The organism is Pseudomonas simiae (assembly GCF_000934565.1).
GTDB classification, from domain to species: Bacteria; Pseudomonadota; Gammaproteobacteria; order Pseudomonadales; family Pseudomonadaceae; genus Aquipseudomonas; species Aquipseudomonas simiae.
On record NZ_CP010896.1, the window covers coordinates 4,526,374 to 4,551,363 of the forward strand.

Below are 24,990 nucleotides of genomic sequence, written 5' to 3' on the forward strand. Positions count from 1 at the left end.
CATGAACACTACTTTAAGTACCGCCTATAACTACAAGGTGGTCCGCCAATTCGCCATTATGACGGTGGTGTGGGGCATCGTCGGCATGGGGCTCGGGGTTTTTCTCGCCGCCCAATTGGTCTGGCCTGCACTCAACTTCGACTTGCCTTGGACCAGCTTCGGCCGCCTGCGCCCGTTGCACACCAACGCGGTGATCTTCGCCTTCGGCGGCTGCGCGCTATTCGCCAGCTCTTTCTACTCGGTACAACGCACCTGCCAAACCCGGCTGTTCGCGCCGAAGATCGCCGCGTTCTGCTTCTGGGGCTGGCAGTTGGTCATCCTGTTGGCCGCGATCAGCTTGCCGCTGGGCTACACCAGTTCCAAGGAATACGCCGAGCTGGAATGGCCGATCGACATCCTCATCACCATCGTCTGGGTGGCCTACGCCATCGTGTTCTTCGGCACGGTGATGAAGCGCAACACTAAGCACATCTACGTCGGCAACTGGTTCTTCGGTGCGTTCATCATCACCGTGGCGATCCTGCATATCGTCAACAACCTGGAAATCCCGGTCAGCCTGACCAAGTCCTACTCCCTCTACGGCGGTGCGACGGATGCCATGGTGCAGTGGTGGTACGGGCATAACGCGGTAGGCTTTTTCCTCACCGCCGGCTTCCTCGGCATGATGTATTACTTCGTGCCCAAGCAGGCCGAGCGTCCGGTGTATTCCTATCGCTTGTCCATTGTGCACTTCTGGGCGCTGATCACCCTGTACATCTGGGCCGGCCCACACCACTTGCACTACACCGCGCTGCCTGACTGGGCACAGTCCCTGGGCATGGTGATGTCGCTGGTGCTGCTGGCACCGAGCTGGGGCGGCATGATCAACGGCATGATGACCTTGTCGGGTGCCTGGCATAAATTGCGCAGCGACCCGATCCTGCGCTTCCTTGTCGTCTCCCTGGCCTTCTACGGCATGTCGACGTTCGAAGGCCCGATGATGGCGATCAAGACCGTCAACGCCCTCTCCCACTACACCGACTGGACCATTGGCCACGTACACGCTGGCGCCCTCGGTTGGGTGGCGATGATCTCCATCGGCGCGCTGTACCACATGATCCCGAAAGTCTTCGGCCGCGAGCAGATGTACAGCCTCGGCCTGATCAACGCGCACTTCTGGCTGGCCACCATCGGCACCGTGCTCTACATCGCCTCGATGTGGGTCAACGGCATCGCCCAGGGCCTGATGTGGCGTGCAATCAACGAAGACGGCACCTTGACCTACTCCTTCGTCGAAACCCTGGTGGCCAGCCACCCTGGTTTCATCGTGCGGCTGGTGGGCGGTGCGGTGTTCCTCTGCGGCATGTTCCTGATGGCTTACAACACCTGGCGCACCGTGCGTTCGGCGCAGCCCGTCGAAGCCACCACCACTGCGCAGCTGGCCTGAGGAGTCTGTGATGAAACACGAAACGATTGAAAAGAACGTCGGCCTGCTGATGCTGCTCATGGTGCTGGCCGTGAGCATCGGCGGCCTGACCCAGATCGTCCCGCTGTTCTTCCAGGACGTCACCAATAAACCGGTGGAAGGCATGAAGCCCTACACCGCGCTGCAATTGGAAGGCCGTGACATCTACATCCGCGAAGGCTGCGTACAGTGCCACTCGCAGATGATCCGCCCGTTCCGCGCCGAGACCGAACGCTATGGCCACTACTCGGTGGCGGGCGAAAGCGTGTGGGACCACCCGTTCCTGTGGGGCTCCAAGCGCACCGGCCCGGACCTGGCACGCGTCGGCGCCCGCTACTCGGACGACTGGCACCGCGCGCACTTGTACAACCCGCGCAACGTGGTGCCCGAGTCGAAAATGCCGGCCTACCCGTGGCTGGTCACCGCCGCCGTCGACAGCAGCCACACCGAGACCAAGTTGAACGTGATGCGCACCCTCGGCGTGCCGTACACCGACGACGACATCAATGGTGCCGTGGCCAGCCTCAAGGGCAAGACCGAGATGGATGCACTGGTCTCGTACCTGCAAGTGCTCGGCACTGCCATCAAGAGCAAGAGGTGAGCCATGGGATTTGAATTCGATGCGGGCACCATCCGCGGCCTCGGCACGCTGGTGGTTGCTATCGCCTTTATCGGCCTGTCGTTGTGGGTGTTCAACAACCGGCGCAATGCGGAATTCGAGCAGGCGCGCCTGCTGCCCTTCGCCGATGAACCTTCTCCATCCGACGCTCAAGAAGAGCCTGCAATAAGGAGCACTCGGCCATGACCCTATTCTGGAGTACATGGATCTGCGTACTGACCCTCGGCAGCCTGATCGGCCTGACCTGGCTTTTGGTCGGCACCCGCAAGGGCGAGACCAAGGGCAGCGTCGACCAGACCATGGGCCACGCCTTCGACGGCATCGAGGAATATGACAACCCCCTGCCCCAGTGGTGGTTCATGCTGTTCGCCGGCACCCTGGTGTTTGCGGTCGGCTACCTGATCCTCTACCCGGGCCTGGGCAACTGGAAAGGCGTGTTGCCAGGCTATCAAGACGGCTGGACCCAGACCAAGGAATGGGACAAGGAAATGGCCAAGGCCGATGCCAAGTTCGGGCCGATCTTCGCCAAGTTCTCGGCCATGCCCGTGGAAGAAGTCGCCAAAGACCCGCAAGCGCTGAAAATGGGCGGTCGCCTGTTTGCCTCCAACTGCGCGGTGTGCCACGGCTCGGACGCCAAGGGCGCGTTTGGTTTCCCGAACCTGGCGGACAACATCTGGCGCTGGGGCGGTTCGGCCGAGGCAATCAAGACCACCATCCTGAACGGCCGTCATGCCGCGATGCCGGCCTGGGGTGACATGCTCGGCGATGAAGGTGTGAAAAACGTCGCCGCCTATGTGCGTCACGACGTGGCCAAGCTGCCCCTGCCGGCTGACAGCACTGCCGACCTGGCGGCTGGCCAAACGGCGTTCAACACCACCTGTGTTGCCTGCCACGGTCCGGAAGGCCACGGCATGGAAGCCATGGGTGCGCCCGACCTGACCAAACCGGCCGGCTACATCTATGGCACCAGCCTCGCGCAGTTGCAGCAGACCATCCGTCACGGCCGCCAAGGCCAGATGCCGGCGCAGGAAGTGCTGCAAGGCAATGACAAGGTGCACCTGTTGGCCGCCTACGTTTACAGCCTATCCCACAACGCTGATGGCGCAACGCCAGAAAGCCAGCCCGAGTAACCCCTGAACTGCCGCCCCACCATGGGGCGGCAGCTCGACTTCGCACGCGACCAAGTGTCACACCCTTCCAAAGCCCACCTTTCCCCCCCTCACTTTCGGGTCTACGCTTGTTCCCAAAGCGGACCAATCCTGGCGTACGCGACGGCATTCGTTGCGACCCCAAAATTTTCCTGTCCACTCGATCAGCTTTTGATTTCGAATTTTGTCCTTACGCCAAACATGGAAAGGGCGCAGAATCTGGCGTGGAACGCATTGATACAGGTCAGCCATTGCGTTGCAATGGCCCCTCGCTTTCTACATACTTGCGGCCGATTTTACCTATAAAAAAACCTAAACCGTGGAACCTTAGAATGAGCACAGCAATCAGTCCGACTGCTTATAACTATAAGGTAGTCCGCCAGTTCGCCATCATGACGGTGGTCTGGGGGATCCTTGGCATGGGGCTCGGGGTGTTCATCGCCTCGCAACTGGTTTGGCCGGAATTGAATTTCGGTTTGCCATGGACAACCTTTGGCCGCCTGCGCCCGCTGCACACCAACCTGGTGATCTTCGCCTTCGGCGGATGTGCATTGTTTGCCACCTCCTACTATGTCGTGCAGCGAACCTGCCAGACGCGACTGATCTCCGACAGCCTCGCGGCCTTCACCTTCTGGGGTTGGCAAGCGGTCATCGTCGGCGCCATCGTCACCCTGCCGCTGGGGTACACCACCACCAAGGAATACGCCGAGCTGGAATGGCCCATCGCCATTTTGCTCGCCATCGTGTGGGTGACCTATGCCGTGGTGTTCTTCGGCACCATCGTCAAGCGCAAGACCAAGCACATCTATGTGGGCAACTGGTTCTACGGCGCGTTCATCCTGGTGACGGCGATGCTGCACATCGTCAACCACGCCTCGTTGCCGGTCAGCCTGTTCAAGTCCTACTCGGCCTACGCCGGGGCCACGGATGCGATGATCCAGTGGTGGTACGGCCACAACGCCGTAGGTTTCTTCCTCACCACCGGTTTCCTGGGGATGATGTACTACTTCGTGCCGAAACAGGCCGAACGTCCTATTTACTCGTATCGCTTGTCCATCGTGCACTTCTGGGCGCTGATCACCCTGTACATCTGGGCCGGTCCGCACCACTTGCACTACACCGCGCTGCCGGATTGGGCGCAGTCGCTGGGCATGGCGATGTCGATCATCCTGCTGGCCCCGAGCTGGGGCGGCATGATCAACGGCATGATGACCCTGTCGGGCGCGTGGCATAAATTGCGCACCGACCCGATCCTGCGCTTCCTCGTGGTATCGCTGGCCTTCTACGGCATGTCGACCTTCGAAGGGCCGATGATGGCGATCAAGACCGTCAACTCACTGTCCCACTACACCGACTGGACCATCGGCCACGTACACGCCGGCGCTCTCGGCTGGGTGGCGATGATCTCCATCGGTGCGATCTACCACATGATCCCCAGACTGTTCGGCCGCGTGCAGATGCACAGCGTCGCGCTGATCAACACCCACTTCTGGCTGGCCACCATCGGCACCGTGCTCTATATCGCCTCGATGTGGGTCAACGGCATCACCCAAGGCCTGATGTGGCGTGCGATCAACGATGACGGCACCCTCACCTACTCCTTCGTCGAAGCGCTGCAAGCCAGCCACCCGGGCTACATCGTCCGCGCCCTGGGCGGTGCGTTCTTTGCCGCCGGCATGCTGTTCATGGCCTACAACGTCTGGCGCACCGTGCGTGCCTCCGACCCGGCAGAAGCCGAAGCCGCCGCCAAGATCGCCGTTGTGGGAGCTCACTGATGAAGCATGAAGTAGTCGAGAAGAATATCGGCCTGCTGGCCTTCTTCATGGTCATCGCCGTGAGTATCGGCGGCCTGACCCAGATCGTTCCGCTGTTCTTCCAGGACGTGACCAACAAGCCGGTCGAAGGCATGAAGCCGCGCACCGCCCTTGAACTGGAAGGCCGCGACGTCTACATCGCCAACGGGTGTGTCGGCTGCCACTCGCAGATGATCCGCCCGTTCCGCGCCGAAACCGAACGCTACGGCCACTACTCGGTTGCCGGCGAAAGCGTGTGGGACCACCCGTTCCTGTGGGGTTCCAAGCGCACCGGCCCGGACCTGGCCCGTGTCGGCGGGCGTTACTCCGATGACTGGCAGCGCGCGCACTTGTACAACCCGCGCAACGTGGTGCCTGAATCGAAAATGCCGGCGTACCCGTTCCTCGTGGAAAACAAGCTCGACGGCAAGGACACCGCGAAGAAGATGGAAGTCTTGCGCACCCTGGGCGTGCCCTACACCGACGAAGACATCGCCGGTGCAGCCGCAGCCGTAAAGGGCAAGACCGAAATGGACGCACTGGTGGCCTACCTGCAAGGCCTGGGCACCATCATCAAAAGCAAACGGTGATTCTTCATGGATATCGGGATGATTCGTGGCCTGGGCACCGTTGTGGTGATGGTGGCCTTTATCGGCCTGGCGTTGTGGGTGTTCAGCCCCAAGCGCAAGTCGGAGTTTGAAGACGCGACCTTGCTGCCCTTTGCGGATGATCCCGAAGCCATCAAGCACGTCGAGCAAGCTTCTAGGAGTAACAAAGAATGACTACGTTCTGGAGTCTGTACGTCACAGTCCTCAGCCTGGGTACCATCTTCGCCCTGACCTGGCTGCTGCTGTCGACCCGCAAGGGCCAGCGCGCCGAGCAAACCGACGAGACCGTCGGCCACTCGTTCGACGGCATCGAGGAGTACGACAACCCCCTGCCCAAGTGGTGGTTCATGCTGTTCGTCGGCACCATCATCTTCGCCCTCGGCTACCTGGCGCTGTACCCCGGCCTGGGTAACTGGAAGGGCCTGCTGCCGGGCTACAGCTACCTCGACAACGACAAGCAAACCCCCTTCGCCAACGGCCAGACCGGCTGGACCGGCGTGCACGAATGGGAAAAGGAAATGGCCAAGTCGGACGCCAAGTTCGGCCCGATCTTCGCCAAATTCGCGTCGATGCCGATTGAAGAAGTCGCCAAGGACCCACAAGCCTTGAAGATGGGCGGCCGCCTGTTCGCCTCCAACTGCTCGGTGTGCCACGGTTCCGACGCCAAGGGTGCCTATGGCTTCCCCAACCTGACCGATGCCGACTGGCGCTGGGGTGGCGAGCCGGCCACCATCAAGGAAACCATCATGAAAGGCCGCCATGCGGTGATGCCGGCCTGGCTGGATATCCTCAAGGAGCAAGGCGTCAGTGATGTGGCGGCGTTCGTCGTCACCAACCTTGACGGCCGCAAGCTGCCCGAAGGCGTGAAAGCCGATGTGGCCAACGGCGAGAAACTCTTCGCCGCCAACTGCGTGGCCTGCCACGGTCCTGCCGGCAAAGGCACCCCTGCCATGGGCGCGCCCGACCTGACCCATCCGGGCGCGTTCATCTACGGTTCGAGCTTTGCTCAACTGCAACAGACCATCCGCTGGGGCCGCCAGGGCCAGATGCCTGCTCAGGAGCAACTGCAAGGCAACGACAAAGTGCACTTGCTGGCAGCGTATGTGTACAGCTTGTCCCATGGGGATAAGAAGGCTGAAGAGCAGTAACCACTCGAAAAGACCAGAGCCCCGTGCAGCGCAAGCTGGCGGGGCTTTGGTCTTTCTGGCTCCCAGAAGCTGTTCAAATTGGAGCACATGACCGTTTGTAGCCTCCGACTTGCCGCCGTCGACTTCCAAGTAGTAACGTAACTACATGAAGTCTGACGGAGGGGGTCACCTCATGACCATCACAACCATTTCCAGCCGCGAATTCAACCAAGACACAAGTGGTGCCAAAAAAGCCGCCCGCCAGGGGCCGGTTTTTATCACCGATCGCGGCAAGCCTGCCCATGTACTGCTAAGTATTGAGGACTACCAGAAACTGACAGGGCTCAATGCCGATATCGTTGATCTGCTAGTGATGCCGGAAGCGGCCGATATCGACTTCGAAACCGAACGTGCCGTGATCACTCATCGACCCGTGGACCTCTCTTGATGTATCTGCTCGACACCAACGTTATCTCCGAACTGCGTAAACCCCACGCCGATGCAAAGGTGGTCGCCTGGGCCAAAAGTGTGATCGCTCCACGCATGTTTATTTCAGCGATTACGCTGAAAGAATTGGAAACCGGGGTCTTGCGTGTTGAGCGCCGAAACCCGGCACAAGGGAAGGTGCTGAGAACCTGGCTCAAGCGCCATGTAATGCCCGCTTTTGATGCCAGGATTCTGTCGGTGGATGCTGCGGTTGCACTGCGCTGTGCACATCTGCATGTTCCTGACCGGGCCAATGAAAGCGATGCACTGATCGCCGCTACTGCTCTGGTACATGGGTTAACCGTCGTTACGCGCAATGTCAGTGATTTCAAATCCAGCGGCGTTTCACTGATTAACCCATGGGACGAATGACCGCCTTACCCGCAAAAACCGTCCATACTTGCCAAGTCAATTGATCCAGATCACGTACACCATCAATTGATTTTCCCCAACGCGACCAAAGGTCGCACCCCTGGCATACCCTCAGGGGCGTATCATCAGGCCACTGCAACACCCTTAATTTGACCCCGGTTGGCACGTACTGGCCGAGGCAAATCTCCACCGCCGTGGGATGCAATGATGAGCAACCAGATACCGGTACATGACGTTACCCCGCCTGCCAAACACACAAACGGTTCCGACAGTAAAACCGTCGACCTCTACGCCTCGCGAGAGAAAATCTACACCCGTGCCTTCACCGGCCTGTTCCGCAATCTGCGCATGCTCGGTGGTGCCGGTCTTTTCCTGCTCTACTTCGGCACCGTGTGGCTGAACTGGGGTGGCCACCAGGCCGTGTGGTGGAACCTGCCGGAGCGTAAGTTCTTTATTTTTGGCGCGACCTTCTGGCCCCAGGACTTCATCCTGCTCTCGGGCATTCTTATCGTCGCGGCGTTTGGCCTGTTCTTTATCACGGTGTATGCCGGTCGTGTGTGGTGCGGCTACACCTGTCCGCAAAGCGTGTGGACGTGGATCTTCATGTGGTGTGAAAAGGTCACCGAAGGCGACCGCAACCAGCGCATCAAGCTCGATAAAGCACCGATGGGTGCCAACAAATTCCTGCGCAAGTTCAGCAAACACACGCTGTGGCTGCTGATCGGTTTTGTCACCGGCATGACCTTTGTCGGCTATTTCTCGCCGATCCGCGAACTGGTGTTCGACTTCTTTACCGGCCAGGCCGATGGCTGGTCGTATTTCTGGGTGGGGTTCTTCACCCTCGCCACCTATGGCAACGCCGGCTGGCTGCGCGAACAGGTGTGCATCTACATGTGCCCGTATGCACGCTTCCAGAGCGTGATGTTCGACAAGGACACCCTGATCGTTTCCTACGATCCACGCCGTGGCGAACTGCGTGGCCCGCGCAAAAAAGGCGTCGACTACAAGGCCCAGGGCCTCGGCGATTGCATCGATTGCACGATGTGCGTGCAGGTGTGCCCCACCGGCATCGACATTCGCGACGGGCTGCAGATCGAGTGCATCGGCTGCGCCGCGTGTATCGACGCCTGCGACAACATCATGGATAAGATGGAGTACCCGCGCGGCCTGATCAGCTACACCACCGAACACAACCTGTCGGGGCAAAAAACCCACAAGCTGCGCCCGCGCCTGATCGGTTATGCGCTGGTGCTGCTGGCGATGATCAGCCTGTTGGTGGCGGCGTTCTTCATGCGCTCTTTGGTGGGTTTCGACGTGAGCAAGGACCGTGTGCTGTATCGCGAAAACGCCGAAGGCCGCATCGAAAACGTCTACAGCCTGAAGATCATGAACAAGGATCAGCGCGACCACACCTACGTGCTCGACGCCGCCGGCCTGCCGGACCTCAAGCTGCAAGGCCGCCGCGAAATCAAGGTGGCTGCCGGTGATATCGTCAGCATGCCGGTCGAGCTGTCGAGTGCGCCGGAACAATTGCCGTCGAGCACCAACGAGGTGAAATTCATCCTCACCGATGCCGATGACGCCAGCGTCCACATTGAAGCCAAGAGCCGATTCATCGGCCCGCAAGTTCGTTAATCAAGAGAACCGAACAATGTCCGTAGCAACTGCCGCAAGCCCCTGGTACAAGCACCTCTGGCCCTGGATCATCATTGCCATCCTGGCCTGCTCGGTGACGCTGACCCTGTCCATGGTGACTATCGCAGTGAATAACCCGGACAACCTGGTCAACGACAACTACTACGAGGCCGGCAAAGGCATCAACCGCTCCCTGGACCGCGAACTGCTGGCCCAGACCCTGCAACTGCGCGCCAAGGTGCACCTGGATGAGCTGACCGGTGAAGTCGAGGTGAACCTCACCGGCAACAGCAACCCGACTACCCTGGAATTGAACCTGATTTCTCCGACCCAGCCGGAGAAGGATCGCAAGATCAACCTGGCCCGCAGCGCCAGCGAGCCTGGCCGCTACATCGGCCAAGTCACCGACAAGGTCGAAGGCCGTCGCTTCGTCGAGTTGCTCGGCGTGGAAGGCGACCGCACCTGGCGCATGTTCGAAGAAGAACAGGTCAGCCACGACAAGGACTTGCTGTTGGGCGATGAACCGTTGCAGGGTGCCGAAGACCTGAAGAAGTAACGAACCTGCGCTTCGCGCATCGCGGGCAAGCCCGCTCCCACATTGGATCGCGGTCCCCTGTGGGCGCCGGGCTTGCCCGCGATGAGGCCCTCACAGCCGACTAAGATCCATAACCATGACCAGCCCGATCCCCTGCTACCACTGCGCCCTGCCCGTCCCGCCCGGCAGCCGCTTCACCGCAGTGATCCTCGGCGAACGCCGCGAACTCTGCTGCCCCGGCTGCCAGGCAGTGGCCGAAGCGATTGTCGCCGGCGGCCTGGAAAGCTACTACCAGCACCGTAGCGAAGCCTCGGCCAACCCTGAGGCATTGCCGGTGCAACTGGTGGACGAGCTGGCGCTGTATGACCGCGCCGATGTGCAAAAACCTTTCGTGCGCCACGAAGGCGAACTGGCCGAAGCCACCTTGTTGATGGAAGGCATCAGCTGCGCGGCCTGCGGCTGGCTGATCGAAAAACACCTGCGCAGCCTGCCCGCTGTGGCCGAGGCGCGGTTGAACCTGTCCAACCATCGACTGCAGGTGCGCTGGGCCGACGGGCAACTGCCGCTGAGCCAGCTGCTCAGCGAATTGCGCCATATCGGCTACGCTGCCCACCCCTATCAGCCGGACCGCGCCGCCGAGCAACTGGCCAGCGAAAACCGCCTGGCCTTGCGCCAATTGGGCGTGGCGGGTCTGCTGTGGTTCCAGGCGATGATGGCAACCATGGCCACCTGGCCGGAATTCAATATAGACCTCAGCCCGGAGCTGCACGTGATCCTGCGCTGGGTGGCGATGTTTCTTACAACACCCATCGTGTTCTACAGCTGCGCACCGTTTTTCAAGGGGGCTATGCGCGACTTGCGCACCCGCCACCTGACCATGGACGTTTCGGTGTCACTGGCCATCGGCGGTGCTTATTTGGCGGGGATCTGGACCGCGATCACCGGCGTGGGTGAGTTGTACTTCGACGCGGTGGGCATGTTCGCGCTGTTTCTGCTGGCCGGTCGCTACCTTGAGCGCCGCGCCCGTGAACGCACGGCCGCGGCCACCGCGCAGTTGGTCAACTTGCTGCCCGCGTCGTGCCTGCGGCTCAAGGCCGACGGCCAGAGCGAACGCATCTTGCTGCCCGAACTGGCGCTGGGCGATCGTGTGTTGGTGCATCCGGGCGCCGTGCTGCCAGCGGATGGCGTGATTCTGGAAGGCCAATCGAGCATTGATGAATCCCTACTAACCGGCGAGTACCTGCCGCAACCCCGCCAGGCTGGCGACGCGGTCACGGCAGGCACGCTCAATGTCGAAGGCGCGCTGACCGTCGAAGTGCGCGCCTTGGGCCACGACACCCGCCTGTCCGCCATCGTGCGCCTGCTGGAACGGGCCCAGGCGGAGAAACCGCGCCTGGCGCAAATCGCCGACCGCGCCGCGCAGTGGTTCCTGTTGTGTTCGCTGATGGCCGCCGCGCTGATCGGCCTGCTGTGGTGGGAGCTGGACGCGTCGCGGGCGTTCTGGATTGTGCTGGCAATGCTGGTGGCGACCTGCCCTTGCGCACTGTCCCTGGCCACCCCCACCGCCCTCACCGCCGCCACCGGCACCTTGCACAAACTCGGCCTGCTGTTGACCCGAGGCCATGTGCTGGAAGGGTTGAACCAGATCGACACGGTGATTTTCGACAAGACCGGCACCCTGACCGAAGGGCGCCTGGCATTAAGGGCCATCCGGCCCCTCGGCCCCCTGAGCACCGACCTGTGCCTGAGCCTCGCCGCCGCCCTGGAAAACCGTTCCGAACACCCGATTGCCCGCGCCTTTGGGCGAGCGCCACTGGCCGCTGATGAGGTCATCAGTTCGCCAGGGCTGGGCCTGGAAGGGCGCGTCGGCGAGCGCGTATTGCGCATTGGCCAACCCGGTTTTGTGTGTGAACTCAGTGGTTGCCCGATTCCTGCCGAACCGCAAGTGTCGGGCCAGTGGCTACTGCTGGGCGACCGCGAAGGCGCCCTGGCCTGGTTCGTGCTCGACGACCGCCTGCGCAGCGACGCCCCTGCATTGCTGGCCGCGTGCAAGGCGCGCGGCTGGCGCACACTGTTGTTGTCCGGAGACAGCTCGCCGATGGTCGCCAGTGTCGCTGCTGAGCTGGGTATCGATGAGGCCCACGGCGGCCTGCGCCCCGATGACAAGCTGCAAGTCCTGCAACAACTGCACAAGGAAGGCCGCAAGGTGCTGATGCTCGGCGATGGGGTCAACGATGTACCGGTGCTTGCCGCCGCCGACATCAGCGTGGCAATGGGCACGGCCACCGACCTGGCCAAGACCAGCGCCGATGCCGTGCTGCTGTCCAACCGCCTGGACGCCTTGGTACAAGCCTTCACCCTGGCGCGGCGCACCCGTAGGGTGATCATTGAAAACCTGCTGTGGGCCGGGCTGTACAATGGCCTTATGCTGCCGTTTGCCGCCCTGGGTTGGATCACCCCGATCTGGGCGGCCGTGGGCATGTCCCTCAGTTCGTTGACCGTGGTGCTCAACGCCCTGCGCCTGACTCGCCTGCCGAGCGCGCCGGCGACCCGAGCCCCCTCAGTAACCCGCCCGCTGCCGGTGTGAGCCGCAGGGACATGGAGTGCAGATGCCAGCTTTATACGTGATGATTCCGGCGGCGCTGCTGTTAGTGGGCGTGGCCATCTACATCTTCTTCTGGGCGGTGGACAGCGGCCAGTACGACGACCTCGACGGCCCCGCCCATAGCGTGCTGTTCGACGATCAGGACCCGAACCACCTGGCCGGCGTCGAAGAAGCCAACCACCCCGAGCAACCGCCTAAAGACCCGCCCCATGCTTGAACTGGCGCCCCTGCTGGTCTCCGCACTGATCCTCGGCCTGCTGGGCGGCGGCCATTGCCTGGGCATGTGCGGCGGGCTGATGGGTGCGCTGACCCTGGCGATCCCCAAGGAACAGCGCGGTCGCAGGTTTCAACTGCTGCTGGCCTACAATCTGGGGCGCATCTTCAGCTATGCCGCGGCCGGGGTGTTGATCGGCCTGGCGGGTTGGGCAGTCGCCAACAGCCCGGCCGCCCTGTTCATGCGTGTACTGGCCGGGTTGTTGTTGATCTGCATGGGCTTGTACCTGGCCGGCTGGTGGAGTGGCCTCACCCGTATCGAAAGCCTCGGACGCGGCCTGTGGCGCTACATACAGCCCGTCGCCAACCGTTTGCTGCCCGTGTCCAGCGTGCCGCGCGCATTGCTGTTGGGCGCGCTGTGGGGTTGGTTGCCGTGTGGGTTGGTCTACAGCACCCTGCTGTGGGCGGCGAGCCAAGGCAATGCCTGGGACAGCGGGCTGCTGATGCTCGCATTTGGCCTGGGCACCTGGCCGGTCTTGCTGGCGACGGGGTTGGCCGCTGAACGGGTGACGGCGTTATTGCGAAAGCGCAGCGTGCGGATGGCGGGTGGTTTGCTGGTCATGCTCTTCGGTATCTGGACATTACCCGGCCCACACCAGCACTGGCTAATGGGCCATTAAATCGCCATGTGGCATAGCGCCGCTCCCCGTTGATGCAAGTCAAGATGCCATCCCCGCCACGCCCCTAGACTCGGCCCACTAGCCTATCCGGGGGAACGCCCGCATGCTCGACGCCATTCGTTGGGACGCCAATCTGATTCACCGCTACGACTTGGCGGGACCGCGCTACACGTCCTACCCCACCGCCGTACAATTCGACAGCCAGGTCGGCACCTTCGACCTGCTCCACGCCCTGCGCGACAGCCGCAAGGCCGCGCGGCCGTTGTCGTTGTATGTGCATGTGCCATTCTGCGCGAACATCTGCTACTACTGCGCCTGCAACAAGGTCATCACCAAGGACCGGGGTCGCGCCCAGGCCTACCTGCAACGCCTGGAGCAGGAAATCCAGCTGATGGCCTGCCACCTCGACCCGAAACAGCGGGTTGAGCAACTGCACTTCGGCGGCGGCACCCCGACCTTTCTCAGTCACGACGAACTGCGCCAGGTCATGGGCTGCCTGCGCCAGCACTTCAATCTGCTGGATGACGACTCGGGCGACTACGGCATCGAAATCGACCCTCGCGAAGCCGACTGGGCCACCATGGGCCTGCTGCGTGAGCTGGGTTTCAACCGCGTGAGTATCGGCCTGCAAGACCTCGATCCCGAGGTGCAACGGGCGGTCAATCGCCTGCAAAGCCTGGAAGAAACCCGCGCGGTGATCGATGCGGCGCGCACGCTGCAATTTCGCTCGATCAATATCGACCTGATCTACGGCCTGCCCAAGCAAACGCCGATCAATTTTGCGCGTACCGTGGAAGAAGTCATCAAGCTGCAACCCGACCGGTTGTCGGTGTTCAACTACGCGCACCTGCCGGAGCGTTTCATGCCCCAGCGGCGCATCAACACCGAGGACCTGCCCTCCCCGGCCTCAAAGCTCTTGATGCTGCAAACCACTATCGAGCAACTGACCCAGGCCGGTTACCGTTACATCGGCATGGACCATTTCGCGCTGCCCGACGACGAGCTGGCCATCGCTCAGGAAGAAGGCACCCTGCAACGCAACTTCCAGGGCTACACCACCCACGGGCACTGCGACTTGATCGGGCTCGGGGTGTCGGCGATCAGCCAGATCGGCAACCTGTACTGCCAGAACAGCAGCGACCTCAACGGCTACCAGAACGCATTGGCCGGCGCACAGCTGGCTACCAGCCGTGGGCTGGTGTGCACCACGGATGATCGATTGCGGCGGGAGGTAATTCAGCAGTTGATCTGCAATTTCAGCCTGGCATTCGAAGCGATCGAGCAGGCCTTCAATATTGATTTTCGCGGGTATTTCGACGAACTATGGCCGCAGCTGGAGACGATGGCCGAGGATGGCCTGATCGAACTCGACGCCCAGGGCATTCGCGTACTGCCGGCGGGGCGCTTGTTGGTGCGCTCGGTGTGCATGGTGTTCGATGCCTATCTGGAACACCAGAACAGGCAACGATTTTCACGGGTGATCTGATTTACATCGACAGCGAGGCGGCTTTCATCGAGTCCTCGGCACTCATGCCTTTCATCGCCTTGGCCAACGAAGCCTGAGCTGACATCAGGCCCGCCTGCAGAGAGCTTATCTCGCTCTGCAAAGCACTGGTCTTGGCTCGGGCCTCTTCGGGGGAGAGGTTATTGGCCGCTGCAACGGCCGCCAGCTCGGCCTGTTTTTCGGCAATCTGTTGTTTCAACTGACGGATCATTTTCAGCACCTGCTTGACGTTGTCGTCCAGGCCACTGTCATCGATATCCGCATTGGAACTCTTGGCCGCACCTGCGGCCTTGAATGCATCGGCGGAAATAGTCACGGTCACACCTTCAACCACTTTGGTTTCAGTGGCAGCTTCAATGACCGGTGTTGTTGCCTTGGTCTCGGTAATCGGCTTTGCGTCCGGCACAGTCGGGATACGAATGGCAGGGTTGTAGGCCGCAATAACAGACATGATCCGAGCTCCGACGAATAGGTATGCCCGTTGTATCGGCCCCGATACAAAAAGCTTTATACCGCTGGCGGTTTTTTGTACACGCTGGCCTGATTGGCCCCCAGTGCGTTACCCTTACGTCTTATGTGTGTTTTCCCACAAGGATTTAAGAAATGTCCGAGCCAGTTAAACTGCGCGCTCACGGCCAGGCCCACTGCAAGGATTGCAGCCTGGCCCCCCTCTGCTTGCCACTTTCGTTGAATTTGGAAGACATGGATGCGCTGGACGACATCGTTAAACGTGGCCGCCCGTTGAAGAAAGGCGAGTTTTTGTTTCGCCAGGGCGACAAGTTCGATTCCGTTTATGCAGTACGTTCGGGTGCATTGAAGACGTTCAGCCTGAGCGACAGCGGCGAAGAGCAGATCACCGGCTTCCACCTGCCCAGCGAACTGGTCGGCTTGTCGGGCATGGACACCGAGATTCACCCGGTGTCGGCCCAGGCCCTTGAGACCACATCGGTGTGCGAAATCCCCTTCGAACGCTTGGATGAACTGGCCCTGCAATTGCCGCAACTGCGTCGCCAGTTGATGCGCGTGATGAGCCGCGAGATTCGCGACGACCAGCAAATGATGCTGCTGTTGTCCAAGAAAACTGCCGACGAGCGCATCGCCACCTTCCTGGTCAACCTGTCGGCGCGTTTCCGTGCCCGTGGTTTCTCGGCCAACCAGTTCCGACTGAGCATGTCGCGCAACGAAATCGGCAACTACCTGGGCCTCGCGGTGGAAACCGTGTCCCGTGTGTTTACGCGCTTTCAGCAGAACTCACTGCTGGCCGCCGAAGGCAAGGAAGTGCATATCCTCGACCCGATCCAGCTGTGTGCGCTGGCGGGTGGTTCGCTGGAGGGTTGATCCAGACACTTGCGGCCGCGCCAACCGGCGAGGCCGCAGGTATACTTCGAGTCCGTTTCCAGCCCCAGGACTCTTCGACGATGACCTTCGATTCGTTCGACATCAAATCCCTGATCCGCCCCGTCATCGACTTCCCCAAGCCTGGGGTGATCTTCCGTGACATTACGCCCCTGTTCCAATCGCCGCGCGCGCTGCGCCTGGTCGCGGACAGCTTTGCCCAGCGTTATGTCGAAGCCGATTTCACCCATATCGGCGCGATGGATGCCCGGGGTTTCCTGATCGGTTCGATCATCGCCTACCAGTTGAACAAGCCGCTGATCCTGTTCCGCAAGCAGGGCAAGCTGCCCGCAGACGTTTTGGCCGAGGGTTATCAAACCGAGTACGGCGAAGCGTTCCTGGAAGTGCATGCCGACAGCCTGTGCGAGGGCGATTCAGTGTTGATGTTCGATGACCTGATCGCCACCGGCGGCACCCTGATCGCGGCGGCGAACCTGGTACGACGCATGGGGGCGACGATCTTCGAAGCGGCGGCGATCATTGATCTGCCGGAGCTGGGCGGGTCGCAACGCCTGGAAGACATGGGGATTCCGACGTTTTGTTTGACGCAGTTTGCATTGACTGAACGTTAAGGTTGCCAGGGCCGGCCTCTTCGCGGGCAAGCCCGGCTCCCACATTTGATTGGGTTCACACATTCATATCTGTGAACGCTATCAGATGTGGGAGCCGGGCTTGCCCGCGATGAGGCCCACAAGAACAGCGCAGATCACAACCCCATCTGCTTGCTGATGATTTCATTCATCACCTCGCGGGTGCCACCACCGATGGACAGGATACGGTTGTCGCGATACAGCCGTTCCACCAGGCTACCGCGCATGTAACCCTGGCCCCCGAGGATCTGCACGGCGTCGTAGGTGACGCGGTCGGCGGTGTCGGTGGCGAGGTTCTTGGCCATCGAGATCTCTTTGATCACGCTGATGCCCACGGCCATCTTGGCCGCCTGGCGGTAGGTGAATTCCCGTGAAACCTCTACGGCGGTGGCCATCTCCGCCAGGCGATGCTTGATCACCTGGAATCTGCCGATGGGTTTGCCGAAGGCTTCGCGCTGAGCAGCCCATTTGAGGCTTTCCTCCAACGCCATCTGCGCCGTCATGTTGGCCATCAAGGCCAGGGCCAGGCGCTCGCTCTGGAAGTTGCCCATGATGCAGGCAAAGCCCATGTTCTCGGCGCCAATCAAATTGCCTACGGGTACTCGGCAATCATCGAAAAACAATTCAGCCGTATCCGACGCCCACCAGCCCATTTTCTTCAGGGGCTGGCCGACAGTAAAACCGGGGGTGCCTTTTTCGATCAGCAGCAGGCTGATGCCGGCAAAGCCCGGCGCGCCGGTGCGCACGGCCACGGTATAGAAATCGGCGCGGATGCCGCTGGTGATGAACGTCTTGCTGCCGCTGACGCGGTAATGCTCGCCGTCGCGAATGGCGCGAGTCTGCAGACTGGCCACATCGGAACCGCCGCCCGGTTCAGTGATCGCCAGGGCGATGATCTTTTCACCCGACAGCACCTGCGGCACCACACGCTCGCGCACTTCAGGCCGCGCCCATTTGACGACGGGCGGCAAGCCGATATCCAACGACCCCAACCCCGCCACGACGCCACCGGAGCCGCAACGCATCAGTGCTTCGCTGGCTGCCACCTTGGCGAACAGATCGCCCTCGTGGCTGCCGCCCAGCGCTTCGGGGTAACCGATGCCAAGGATTCCCGCCGCGCCGGCCTTGAGGTACAGCTCACGGGGGAAGCTTTCCGCCTCCTCCCACTGCTCGATGCCCGGCAACAGCTCGCGCTTGACGAAGCGAAGCACGCTGTCGCGGACCAATTGGTGGCTGGGGTCGAAGTAGTCCTGATAGGCAGACATCGGCAAGCTCCATGGCGAGATGGAGCGAACTTACCAAGCGCTTGCTTGGTTATCAAGCAAGACAAAACACTGAACAACCCCACAAAATACAGTGGGAGCTGGTTTGCTCCCCCATTTGTGGGGCGGTGTTCTTTAGAGTGCGATGGGTTTGCGGCCAGCGAAGGAATGCGCCAGCGTGCCGCCATCCACCAACTCCAACTCGCCCCCCAGCGGCACGCCATGGGCGATGCGCGAGGTGATCAGGCCTTTGTTGGTCAGCAGTTGGGCAATGTAGTGTGCGGTCGCCTCGCCTTCCACCGTCGGGTTGGTGGCCAGGATCACTTCGGTAAAAGTGCCCTGTGCTTCGATGCGCGCCACCAATTGCGGAATGCCGATGGCTTCCGGGCCCAGGCCGTCCAGCGGCGACAGATGGCCCTTGAGCACGAAGTAGCGGCCGCGGTAGCCGGTCTGCTCCACCGCGTACACATCCATCGGCCCTTCCACCACGCACAGCAGCGTGTCGTCGCGGCGCGGGTCGGCGCATTGCGGACAGAGTTCTTCTTCGGTCAGCGTGCGGCACTGGCGGCAGTGACCCACACCGGTCATGGCCTGGCTCAGGGCCTGGGCCAACCGGGTGCCGCCGCTACGATCACGCTCCAGCAGTTGCAGCGCCATACGCTGGGCGGTTTTCTGGCCGACACCTGGCAAAGTGCGCAGGGCGTCGATCAGTTGGCGAATCAGGGGGCTGAAGCTCATGGGCGAAGGGTCCGACAAAACAACGAGACGCGGTTTATACCCGCGCCCCGGATTAGCGTCAAATGCGCACGACCAACTTGCCGAAGTTGCGTCCTTCCAGTAGACCGATAAAGGCCTCCGGCGCCTGCTCCAGGCCCTCGACCACATCCTCGCGGAACTTGATCTTGCCGTCTCGCACCCACGGCGCCATGGCGCTCAGGAACTCGGGCTGGCGATCGCCGTAGTCATCGAACACGATAAAGCCCTGGATGCGCACCCGCTTGGTCAGCAGCGTTCGCTGCAAGGCTGGCAGGCGATCAGGACCACTGGGGGCTTCATGGGCGTTGTAACCGGCGATCAACCCGCACAGTGGGATGCGCGCCTTGGGATTGAGCAGCGGCACCACGGCATCGAACACCTTGCCTCCGACGTTTTCAAAATAGATATCAACGCCCTTGAAGCACGCCAGGGCCAGGTCATTGGCAAAGGTCGCGCTCTTGTGATCGACGCAGACATCAAAGCCCAACTCATCTACCACGTAGCGGCACTTGTCTGCGCCCCCAGCGATCCCGACCACGCGCAAGCCCTTGAGCTTGGCCACCTGCCCCACCACCGAACCCACCGCGCCAGACGCTGCGGCGACTACCAGGGTTTCCCCGGCCTTGGGCTGGCCGATGTCCATCAAGCCCATGTAGGCGGTCATGCCCGGCATGCCCAGCACACCCAAGGCCATGGACGGGCTGGCCAGTCCCTTGGGCACTGGCATCAGGTTACGGCCATCGGAGATGCAGTGGCTCTGCCACCCCGTGGCACCCACCACCAGATCGCCCACTTCGAATTTCGGATTACGCGATTGTTCGATACGGCTGACAGCCCCACCGGTCATTACTTCGTCGATTTCCACCGGTGCTGCGTAGGACGGCGCGTCACTCATGCGCCCGCGCATGTAGGGGTCCAGGGACAGGTACAACGTCTTCAGCAGGACTTGGCCGTCCGCCAACTCCGGCAGATTCACGCGTTCCAAACGGAAGTTTTCCGGGGTCGGTGCGCCCTGGGGGCGTGAGACCAGGACAATGCGCTGGTTCAGGGTCGGTTCTTGAGGCATGAAGGGGGTCCTTTATCGAATCCATCGGTATAGGGTGCAGACCATGCGTGCTGTGCCAGGGTTCGATCAGATTTGGCACAAACAAAAATGCCAGGCACGAGGCCTGGCATTGGAGTCTAGCTAAAGCGACAGGATCAGAACGGCAGCTTCATGCCCGGAGGCAATTGCATGCCAGCGGTCACGCCGCCCATTTTTTCCTGGCTGTTGGCTTCGATTTTGCGCACGGCGTCGTTGACGGCCGCCGCGAACAAGGCCTCAAGCATTTCCAGATCATCTTCGCCGACGCCTGGCAGCACGCTTGGGTCGATGCTCACACGTTTGATGTCGTGACGACCGGTCATCACCACACTGACCATATCGCCACCGGCTTTACCGGTGACTTCGGCGTTGGCCAGTTCTTCCTGCATCTTGGCCATCTTTTCCTGCATCTGCTGCGCCTGCTTCATCAGGCCGGCCATGCCACCTTTCATCATGGGAATCACCTCAAAGTACGTGGATCAAATTAGTAGCCCGGTATCAGGACGCCTGAGGCACCGGAGCTTCGACAGGTTCAATAGTATCGTGACGGACGACCGCACCGAACTGTTGCATCATTTGCTGGATAAGCGGATCACCATGGATCGAGTCCTCGGCCTCACGCTGACGGTTGATGCGCCGGCGGGTCGCGGCCTGGGCCGGGGTTTCCTGCTCGGGCTTGATCAGCTCGATGGTAATGCTCAGCGTGCGCTCATGGTACTGGTTCAGCGCGTCATTCAAGCGGCGTTGCTGGGTCGCATTGAACAGGGCGCTGTGGGCCGGGTCCAGGTGCAACAGCCAGTGATCGCCGTCGATGGAAATCAGGGTGCAGTTGGCGGCGATGCTGCCGGTCATGCCGGAAATCGGCAGTTTCGGAAACAATTCCAGCCATTGCAGGGCCAGGCCGGTCGCCGGTGCGGCAGCGGGTTCCGCCTCGGGCTCGGGGGCCGGCTCGGTGGTGTGTTCGCTGGCCAGGTCGTCCAGGTAGCTGTAGGCCGAATCCATATCCGGCTCGATGTAGTCTTCGTCCAGCGGCGGCTCGTCGTCGAGGTCGATACCCGGCGTCGCCGCTTCCACCTGGGCCACGGTCGGCTCGGGAACCGGCGCGCTGACCCATTCAGGGGCGTCAGGCACCACGCTGTCCGGGGTCGGGGTAGGCATCGGAGTCAACTCGGGCTGCTCGCCGGTGGTATCCAGCACGGGCTCCACGGCGGGCAATTGCTCAGCTTCGACTTCAGCGTCAACCGGATCATTCCAGGGCAGGTCGACGACCGACTCAGGCACGACAACCGGTTCCGGCTCGACCACGGGTGCAGCGACCACAGGCTCAGGCTCTGGCACAGGTGCTACGGGCGCAGGCGCAGCAACCACTGGCGCTACCACCGCCGCGCCAGCCACTGGTTTGGCGGAATCAACTGTGGCCTGGCTGATCCCCACTGGCTTTAGCGGCTGTCTCGGCGCATCGGCCGAATCGGCGGGCCGGAACGCCAGCATCCGCAGCAGCACCATTTCAAAGCCACCACGCGGGTCGGGTGCCAGGGGCAGGTCGCGGCGGCCGATCAAACCCATCTGGTAATAGAACTGCACGTCTTCGGCCGGCAACGCCTGGGCCAGGGCCAACACGCGATCGCGGTCGCCATGGCCGTTGTCGACACCCTCAGGCAGGGCCTGGGCGATGGCGACGCGGTGCAGCACATTGAGGATTTCCGAAAGCACACCGTTCCAGTCAGGGCCTTGTTCCGACAGATGGCGCACGGCTTCGAGCAGCGCCTTGGCGTCGCCTTCGATCAGCGCGTGCAGCACGTCGAAAACCTGGCCGTGGTCGAGGGTGCCGAGCATGGCGCGCACGTCGGCGGCCATGACCTTGCCTTCACCAAAGGCGATGGCCTGGTCGGTGAGGCTCATGGCGTCACGCATCGAGCCATCGGCGGCGCGGCCGAGCAGCCACAATGCGTCGTCTTCGAACGGTACGTTCTCGACACCCAGCACGTGGGTCAAATGCTCCACCACGCGCTCGGGGGTCATGTTTTTCAGGGAGAACTGCAGGCACCGCGACAGAATCGTTGCAGGAAGTTTCTGCGGGTCGGTGGTGGCCAGGATGAATTTGACGTAGGGCGGCGGCTCTTCCAGGGTTTTCAACAGGGCGTTGAAGGAGTGGCTGGAGAGCATGTGCACTTCGTCGATCAGGTAAACCTTGAAGCGGCCACGGCTCGGCGCGTACTGCACGTTGTCGAGCAGCTCGCGGGTGTCTTCAACTTTGGTGCGGCTCGCGGCGTCGATTTCGATCAGGTCGACAAAACGTCCTTCGTCGATTTCCTTGCACACCGAACAGGTGCCGCAGGGCGTCGACGTGATCCCGGTTTCACAGTTCAGGCATTTGGCGATGATGCGCGCAATGGTGGTCTTGCCCACCCCCCGCGTACCGGTGAACAGGTACGCGTGGTGCAGCCGTTGGCTGTCCAAGGCATTGATCAGAGCCTTGAGCACATGGGTCTGGCCGACCATTTCGCGGAACGAGCGCGGACGCCATTTACGTGCAAGAACCTGATAACTCATCGAAAACCGTCGCAACTGGGAAACAGAAGCCGGTAATGCTAGCGGAGCAAGGGGGAAATTGCATCCGGCATGCTTGCCTAATCTGACTAAGCCCTTGTGACTGGCCCCGAAAAGGCCTGAACCCGGAGAGCTTAGGCGCACACATCTGGGCGTTTTATGAATGATGGCCACGGGCAGCCTTGCAGCGCCCCCACCGCTATGAAGATGTCGGGCGAGATCGAGCAAATCATCCAGCTCCACACCGATGAGACTCCTGACAGGAACTGACAGCACCGCCTTATAGACTCGGCCCCTCACAACACGCGCTTCCAAGGAGCCAACATGTACACCGTCGCCCATTACTTTTTGCTGTACGTCGACAGTCCGGCCACCAGCGCCAACTTCTATAGCCGCCTGTTGGACAAGCCGCCCGTGGAACTCAACCCGACCTTCGCCCTGTTCATGCTCGACAATGGCGTGAAGCTGGGATTGTGGTCACGTCATACCGTGCAGCCGGCGGCGCAGCTCACGGGCGGCGGGGGTGAAGTGGGCCTGTCTCTGGCCGACAAGGCCGCTGTGGACGCGTTGCACGACCAGTGGGTAGCGCGCGGCGCGACGATCATCCAGTCACCGACCACCCTGGATTTCGGCTACACCTTCGTCGCCCAGGACCTCGACGGCCACCGGCTGCGCGCGTTTTGCCTGAGCGACTGAGCGCCAGCGCCCTTCCAGGCTGATGGCGGCCACGCTGGCCAACACGATCACACCGCCCAGCACCACTTGCAGGGTGATGTGTTCACCCAACAGCGTCGCCGCCATCATCATGGCCACGGGCGGGATCAGGTACATCGCTACCGACGCACGGCTGACCTCGACATGTTTCAACACATAACCCCAGGCCAGGTACGCCAAGGCGCTGGGGAAAATCCCAAGCACCAGCACCGCAAGGTTTTCCGGCAACGGCGCCTGTACCACGGCAGACGACAGGCCCGGCAGGTTCACGCAAAGCATCAGGGTGCCGCCCCAGACCATGTAGCACGCCATCGTCAGCGGGCTGTAGCGGTGGGCGTAGTGCTTCTGGATGGCGAAGTACAGGCTCCACGACACCGCCGCCAACAGCAGCAGCAAGCCGCGCGGGTCGATATTCCCCACCCCGTGATCGCCCCAGATCACCACCAGCACACCGAGCAACCCCAGCAGCACACAGCTCCAGCGCCAGAGGCTGACCCGTTCCTTCAAGCAGAAAAACGCAATCAACACACTGAACAGCGGCGCCGATTGCGCAAGCACGCTGGACGCCCCCGCCGTCACGAATTGCTGTCCGTAATTGAGGCTGGTGTGGTGCAGGAATACCCCGAAAAAACTCAACACCAGCAGCCACGGTAGATCCCACAGGCGTGGCCGACCGATGCCCATCACCAGCGCCACACCGGCCATGAACACCGAAGCGATCAAGAACCGCAACAGCGCCAGCTGACCAGGGCCGTAGCTGAGCAGCCCCATGTGTACGCCAATCGGCGAATAGGCCCAACAAAGGATGACGCTGGCGATGACTAGCGTAAGCTTCAGGGGGGACGGGGTGTTCATCGACGGCATCCGAATACTGAGAAGGAATGCTGTCAGTCTTGGCCCGAGCAACGCGTAGGACAATTAACCGTTTCTGACTTCTGAAATCACTGGAACTGAGCAATGGAACTGGCCCAACTGAAAATGGTGCGAGCCGTGGCGCAAACCGGCAGCGTGGCCCAAGCCGCCGTGCAATTGCACTGCGTGCCGTCCAACATCACCACGCGGATCAAGCAGCTGGAGAGCGAGTTGGGCACGCCACTGTTCATCCGTGCCGGGCGCGGGTTGGCGATCAGTGCGGCGGGTGAGATTTTCCTGGAGTACTGCGAGCGTATCCTGGCCCTGGTGGACGAATCCAAACGCGCCGTGGACGCCAATGCCATTCCCCGTGGCACCCTGCGTATCGGCGCAGTGGAGTCCAGCGCCAGTGGCCGCCTGCCGCCGCTGCTGGCGGAGTATCACCGGCGCTACCCGGATGTCAGCCTGGAACTGGTAACCGGTGCCTGGGGCGAGCTGCTCGATGACCTGCAGCACCATCGCCTGGATGTGGCGCTGGTGGCCGCCGGCAACAAACGCGCAAAGCTCGAACACAGCGTGGTCTACAGCGAACGCCTAGTACTGATCGCCAGCGCCTCCAGCGAGCCGATCCGCAGCGCCGAAGACCTGGCCGGGCGCACCCTCCTGGTGTGGCCACCCGGCTGTCCCTATCGGGCGGCGCTGGAAAACTGGGTCAAGCCCCACGCCTTCAAACCGGCCATCGCCAGCTACGCCAGTTGGGGCACGATCATTGGTTGTGTGAGTGCAGGGATTGGTGTGGCGCTGGCACCGGAAGGCATCCTGGCCCGCTATGAGCAGGCCAACCAGCTGGCGTCGTACCGGTTCGAGGAACTGCAGGCGGTGGAAAACCTGCTGTTCTGGCACAAGGACACGCAGCGGCACCTGGCACGGGATGCGTTTGCCGGATTACTGCGCGAAACATTCGGTTAATGAAGATCCAACATTTGGGGACTGCCCCCACACTTAGATTGTTATCGTT

The 24,990-nt window shown here is 61.5% G+C and carries 27 protein-coding genes; 20 read left to right on the plus strand and 7 right to left on the minus strand.

The features are described from left to right. Position 1: 1 nt before the first annotated feature. The 16 genes from ccoN (PF1751_RS20455) (at position 2) to hemN (ending at position 14,751) form a co-directional block, all read left to right on the plus strand. Positions 2–1,426, plus strand: coding sequence for a cytochrome-c oxidase, cbb3-type subunit I (gene ccoN, locus PF1751_RS20455; RefSeq protein WP_021490914.1), 1,425 nt, complete (start codon positions 2–4; stop codon positions 1,424–1,426). 10 nt (positions 1,427–1,436) lie between these two features. Continuing rightward, positions 1,437–2,045 (plus strand): cytochrome-c oxidase, cbb3-type subunit II, encoded by a 609-nt coding sequence (gene ccoO / locus PF1751_RS20460; RefSeq protein ID WP_010208565.1) that lies wholly within the window; start codon positions 1,437–1,439, stop codon positions 2,043–2,045. Positions 2,046–2,048: 3 nt separating this feature from the next. Beyond that, positions 2,049–2,249: a cbb3-type cytochrome oxidase subunit 3 gene (locus PF1751_RS20465; RefSeq protein ID WP_010208563.1), complete on the plus strand. Its 201-nt coding sequence runs from the start codon at positions 2,049–2,051 to the stop codon at positions 2,247–2,249. Next, positions 2,246–3,193 carry a cytochrome-c oxidase, cbb3-type subunit III gene (ccoP, locus tag PF1751_RS20470; protein ID WP_021490915.1) on the plus strand — a complete coding sequence of 316 codons (948 nt, stop codon included), beginning with the start codon at positions 2,246–2,248 and terminating at the stop codon, positions 3,191–3,193. The genes PF1751_RS20465 and ccoP (PF1751_RS20470) overlap by 4 nt, the downstream gene beginning before the upstream one ends. A gap of 350 nt (positions 3,194–3,543) precedes the next feature. Then, on the plus strand, positions 3,544–4,986 hold the full coding sequence (ccoN, locus tag PF1751_RS20475; protein ID WP_021490916.1) for a cytochrome-c oxidase, cbb3-type subunit I: 1,443 nt from the start codon (positions 3,544–3,546) through the stop codon (positions 4,984–4,986). Further along, entirely contained in the window at positions 4,986–5,594 is a 609-nt protein-coding gene (gene ccoO / locus PF1751_RS20480; RefSeq protein ID WP_003193167.1) for a cytochrome-c oxidase, cbb3-type subunit II, read from the plus strand. The genes ccoN (PF1751_RS20475) and ccoO (PF1751_RS20480) overlap by 1 nt, the downstream gene beginning before the upstream one ends. Positions 5,595–5,600: 6 nt before the next feature. Continuing rightward, entirely contained in the window at positions 5,601–5,786 is a 186-nt protein-coding gene (locus tag PF1751_RS20485) for a CcoQ/FixQ family Cbb3-type cytochrome c oxidase assembly chaperone (protein ID WP_003175465.1), read from the plus strand. Then, positions 5,783–6,760 carry a cytochrome-c oxidase, cbb3-type subunit III gene (gene ccoP / locus PF1751_RS20490; protein WP_010208556.1) on the plus strand — a complete coding sequence of 326 codons (978 nt, stop codon included), beginning with the start codon at positions 5,783–5,785 and terminating at the stop codon, positions 6,758–6,760. Before PF1751_RS20485 ends, ccoP (PF1751_RS20490) begins: the two co-directional genes overlap by 4 nt. Positions 6,761–6,932: 172 nt before the next feature. Continuing rightward, a complete protein-coding gene (locus tag PF1751_RS20495; protein ID WP_010208555.1) occupies positions 6,933–7,187 on the plus strand; it encodes a type II toxin-antitoxin system Phd/YefM family antitoxin in 255 nt (84 codons plus the stop codon). Beyond that, positions 7,187–7,597, plus strand: coding sequence for a type II toxin-antitoxin system VapC family toxin (locus PF1751_RS20500; RefSeq protein WP_044287660.1), 411 nt, complete (start codon positions 7,187–7,189; stop codon positions 7,595–7,597). The genes PF1751_RS20495 and PF1751_RS20500 overlap by 1 nt, the downstream gene beginning before the upstream one ends. A 207-nt stretch (positions 7,598–7,804) precedes the next feature. Then, positions 7,805–9,232: a cytochrome c oxidase accessory protein CcoG gene (gene ccoG, locus PF1751_RS20505; RefSeq protein WP_010208552.1), complete on the plus strand. Its 1,428-nt coding sequence runs from the start codon at positions 7,805–7,807 to the stop codon at positions 9,230–9,232. 16 nt (positions 9,233–9,248) lie between these two features. Then, positions 9,249–9,788 carry a FixH family protein gene (locus PF1751_RS20510; protein WP_010208551.1) on the plus strand — a complete coding sequence of 180 codons (540 nt, stop codon included), beginning with the start codon at positions 9,249–9,251 and terminating at the stop codon, positions 9,786–9,788. A 115-nt stretch (positions 9,789–9,903) separates the two neighbouring features. After that, positions 9,904–12,354: a heavy metal translocating P-type ATPase gene (locus PF1751_RS20515; RefSeq protein WP_044287662.1), complete on the plus strand. Its 2,451-nt coding sequence runs from the start codon at positions 9,904–9,906 to the stop codon at positions 12,352–12,354. A 22-nt stretch (positions 12,355–12,376) separates the two neighbouring features. Further along, on the plus strand, positions 12,377–12,589 hold the full coding sequence (gene ccoS, locus PF1751_RS20520) for a cbb3-type cytochrome oxidase assembly protein CcoS (protein ID WP_010208549.1): 213 nt from the start codon (positions 12,377–12,379) through the stop codon (positions 12,587–12,589). Continuing rightward, a complete protein-coding gene (locus tag PF1751_RS20525; protein ID WP_010208548.1) occupies positions 12,582–13,265 on the plus strand; it encodes a sulfite exporter TauE/SafE family protein in 684 nt (227 codons plus the stop codon). Before ccoS ends, PF1751_RS20525 begins: the two co-directional genes overlap by 8 nt. A 103-nt stretch (positions 13,266–13,368) precedes the next feature. After that, positions 13,369–14,751, plus strand: coding sequence for an oxygen-independent coproporphyrinogen III oxidase (gene hemN, locus PF1751_RS20530; protein WP_010208547.1), 1,383 nt, complete (start codon positions 13,369–13,371; stop codon positions 14,749–14,751). A 1-nt stretch (position 14,752) separates the two neighbouring features. On the opposite strand, the gene PF1751_RS20535 is transcribed toward hemN, so the two are convergent. After that, entirely contained in the window at positions 14,753–15,220 is a 468-nt protein-coding gene (locus PF1751_RS20535) for a FlxA-like family protein (protein WP_010208545.1), read from the minus strand. A 152-nt stretch (positions 15,221–15,372) separates the two neighbouring features. On the opposite strand from PF1751_RS20535, the gene fnr reads away from it, so the two are divergent. Next, positions 15,373–16,107 carry a fumarate/nitrate reduction transcriptional regulator Fnr gene (gene fnr, locus PF1751_RS20540; protein WP_010208544.1) on the plus strand — a complete coding sequence of 245 codons (735 nt, stop codon included), beginning with the start codon at positions 15,373–15,375 and terminating at the stop codon, positions 16,105–16,107. An 80-nt stretch (positions 16,108–16,187) separates the two neighbouring features. Then, entirely contained in the window at positions 16,188–16,736 is a 549-nt protein-coding gene (locus PF1751_RS20545; RefSeq protein WP_010208542.1) for an adenine phosphoribosyltransferase, read from the plus strand. Between the two features lie 134 nt (positions 16,737–16,870). On the opposite strand, the gene PF1751_RS20550 is transcribed toward PF1751_RS20545, so the two are convergent. The 5 genes from PF1751_RS20550 to dnaX form a co-directional block, all read right to left on the minus strand. Continuing rightward, positions 16,871–18,019, minus strand: coding sequence for an acyl-CoA dehydrogenase family protein (locus PF1751_RS20550; protein WP_010208541.1), 1,149 nt, complete (start codon positions 18,017–18,019; stop codon positions 16,871–16,873). Between the two features lie 132 nt (positions 18,020–18,151). After that, positions 18,152–18,754, minus strand: a complete 603-nt coding sequence (gene recR, locus PF1751_RS20555; protein WP_010208540.1) for a recombination mediator RecR — start codon at positions 18,752–18,754, stop codon at positions 18,152–18,154. 58 nt (positions 18,755–18,812) lie between these two features. Further along, the gene (locus PF1751_RS20560) at positions 18,813–19,838 is read right to left on the minus strand and encodes an NADP-dependent oxidoreductase (RefSeq protein WP_010208538.1); all 1,026 of its coding nucleotides are present in this window, start codon (positions 19,836–19,838) and stop codon (positions 18,813–18,815) included. A gap of 134 nt (positions 19,839–19,972) precedes the next feature. Next, positions 19,973–20,311 carry a YbaB/EbfC family nucleoid-associated protein gene (locus PF1751_RS20565; protein ID WP_003175481.1) on the minus strand — a complete coding sequence of 113 codons (339 nt, stop codon included), beginning with the start codon at positions 20,309–20,311 and terminating at the stop codon, positions 19,973–19,975. Positions 20,312–20,354: 43 nt separating this feature from the next. Next, positions 20,355–22,409, minus strand: a complete 2,055-nt coding sequence (gene dnaX / locus PF1751_RS20570; protein ID WP_042571906.1) for a DNA polymerase III subunit gamma/tau — start codon at positions 22,407–22,409, stop codon at positions 20,355–20,357. 321 nt (positions 22,410–22,730) lie between these two features. Between dnaX and PF1751_RS20575 the strand changes: the two genes are divergently transcribed. After that, positions 22,731–23,102 carry a VOC family protein gene (locus tag PF1751_RS20575; protein WP_044287664.1) on the plus strand — a complete coding sequence of 124 codons (372 nt, stop codon included), beginning with the start codon at positions 22,731–22,733 and terminating at the stop codon, positions 23,100–23,102. On the opposite strand, the gene PF1751_RS20580 is transcribed toward PF1751_RS20575, so the two are convergent. Further along, positions 23,016–23,975, minus strand: coding sequence for a DMT family transporter (locus PF1751_RS20580; RefSeq protein ID WP_010208535.1), 960 nt, complete (start codon positions 23,973–23,975; stop codon positions 23,016–23,018). The two genes, PF1751_RS20575 and PF1751_RS20580, sit on opposite strands and share 87 nt — an antisense overlap. 102 nt (positions 23,976–24,077) lie before the next feature. On the opposite strand from PF1751_RS20580, the gene PF1751_RS20585 reads away from it, so the two are divergent. Then, positions 24,078–24,941: a LysR family transcriptional regulator gene (locus tag PF1751_RS20585; protein ID WP_010208534.1), complete on the plus strand. Its 864-nt coding sequence runs from the start codon at positions 24,078–24,080 to the stop codon at positions 24,939–24,941. Positions 24,942–24,990: the final 49 nt, after the last annotated feature.

Coding starts and splice junctions, on each gene's coding strand:
- ccoG (WP_010208552.1), top strand. CDS start 7,805: ATGAGCAACCAGATACCGGTACATGACGTTACCCCGCCTGCCAAACAC.
- ccoS (WP_010208549.1), top strand. CDS start 12,377: ATGCCAGCTTTATACGTGATGATTCCGGCGGCGCTGCTGTTAGTGGGC.
- PF1751_RS20580 (WP_010208535.1), bottom strand. CDS start 23,975: ATGAACACCCCGTCCCCCCTGAAGCTTACGCTAGTCATCGCCAGCGTC.
- PF1751_RS20485 (WP_003175465.1), top strand. CDS start 5,601: ATGGATATCGGGATGATTCGTGGCCTGGGCACCGTTGTGGTGATGGTG.
- PF1751_RS20535 (WP_010208545.1), bottom strand. CDS start 15,220: ATGTCTGTTATTGCGGCCTACAACCCTGCCATTCGTATCCCGACTGTG.
- ccoO (WP_010208565.1), top strand. CDS start 1,437: ATGAAACACGAAACGATTGAAAAGAACGTCGGCCTGCTGATGCTGCTC.
- PF1751_RS20510 (WP_010208551.1), top strand. CDS start 9,249: ATGTCCGTAGCAACTGCCGCAAGCCCCTGGTACAAGCACCTCTGGCCC.
- PF1751_RS20465 (WP_010208563.1), top strand. CDS start 2,049: ATGGGATTTGAATTCGATGCGGGCACCATCCGCGGCCTCGGCACGCTG.
- PF1751_RS20495 (WP_010208555.1), top strand. CDS start 6,933: ATGACCATCACAACCATTTCCAGCCGCGAATTCAACCAAGACACAAGT.
- dnaX (WP_042571906.1), bottom strand. CDS start 22,409: ATGAGTTATCAGGTTCTTGCACGTAAATGGCGTCCGCGCTCGTTCCGC.
- ccoP (WP_010208556.1), top strand. CDS start 5,783: ATGACTACGTTCTGGAGTCTGTACGTCACAGTCCTCAGCCTGGGTACC.
- fnr (WP_010208544.1), top strand. CDS start 15,373: ATGTCCGAGCCAGTTAAACTGCGCGCTCACGGCCAGGCCCACTGCAAG.
- PF1751_RS20525 (WP_010208548.1), top strand. CDS start 12,582: ATGCTTGAACTGGCGCCCCTGCTGGTCTCCGCACTGATCCTCGGCCTG.
- PF1751_RS20565 (WP_003175481.1), bottom strand. CDS start 20,311: ATGATGAAAGGTGGCATGGCCGGCCTGATGAAGCAGGCGCAGCAGATG.
- hemN (WP_010208547.1), top strand. CDS start 13,369: ATGCTCGACGCCATTCGTTGGGACGCCAATCTGATTCACCGCTACGAC.
- PF1751_RS20500 (WP_044287660.1), top strand. CDS start 7,187: ATGTATCTGCTCGACACCAACGTTATCTCCGAACTGCGTAAACCCCAC.
- PF1751_RS20575 (WP_044287664.1), top strand. CDS start 22,731: ATGTACACCGTCGCCCATTACTTTTTGCTGTACGTCGACAGTCCGGCC.
- ccoN (WP_021490914.1), top strand. CDS start 2: ATGAACACTACTTTAAGTACCGCCTATAACTACAAGGTGGTCCGCCAA.
- PF1751_RS20550 (WP_010208541.1), bottom strand. CDS start 18,019: ATGTCTGCCTATCAGGACTACTTCGACCCCAGCCACCAATTGGTCCGC.
- PF1751_RS20560 (WP_010208538.1), bottom strand. CDS start 19,838: ATGCCTCAAGAACCGACCCTGAACCAGCGCATTGTCCTGGTCTCACGC.
- PF1751_RS20585 (WP_010208534.1), top strand. CDS start 24,078: ATGGAACTGGCCCAACTGAAAATGGTGCGAGCCGTGGCGCAAACCGGC.
- ccoP (WP_021490915.1), top strand. CDS start 2,246: ATGACCCTATTCTGGAGTACATGGATCTGCGTACTGACCCTCGGCAGC.
- PF1751_RS20515 (WP_044287662.1), top strand. CDS start 9,904: ATGACCAGCCCGATCCCCTGCTACCACTGCGCCCTGCCCGTCCCGCCC.
- recR (WP_010208540.1), bottom strand. CDS start 18,754: ATGAGCTTCAGCCCCCTGATTCGCCAACTGATCGACGCCCTGCGCACT.
- ccoO (WP_003193167.1), top strand. CDS start 4,986: ATGAAGCATGAAGTAGTCGAGAAGAATATCGGCCTGCTGGCCTTCTTC.
- PF1751_RS20545 (WP_010208542.1), top strand. CDS start 16,188: ATGACCTTCGATTCGTTCGACATCAAATCCCTGATCCGCCCCGTCATC.
- ccoN (WP_021490916.1), top strand. CDS start 3,544: ATGAGCACAGCAATCAGTCCGACTGCTTATAACTATAAGGTAGTCCGC.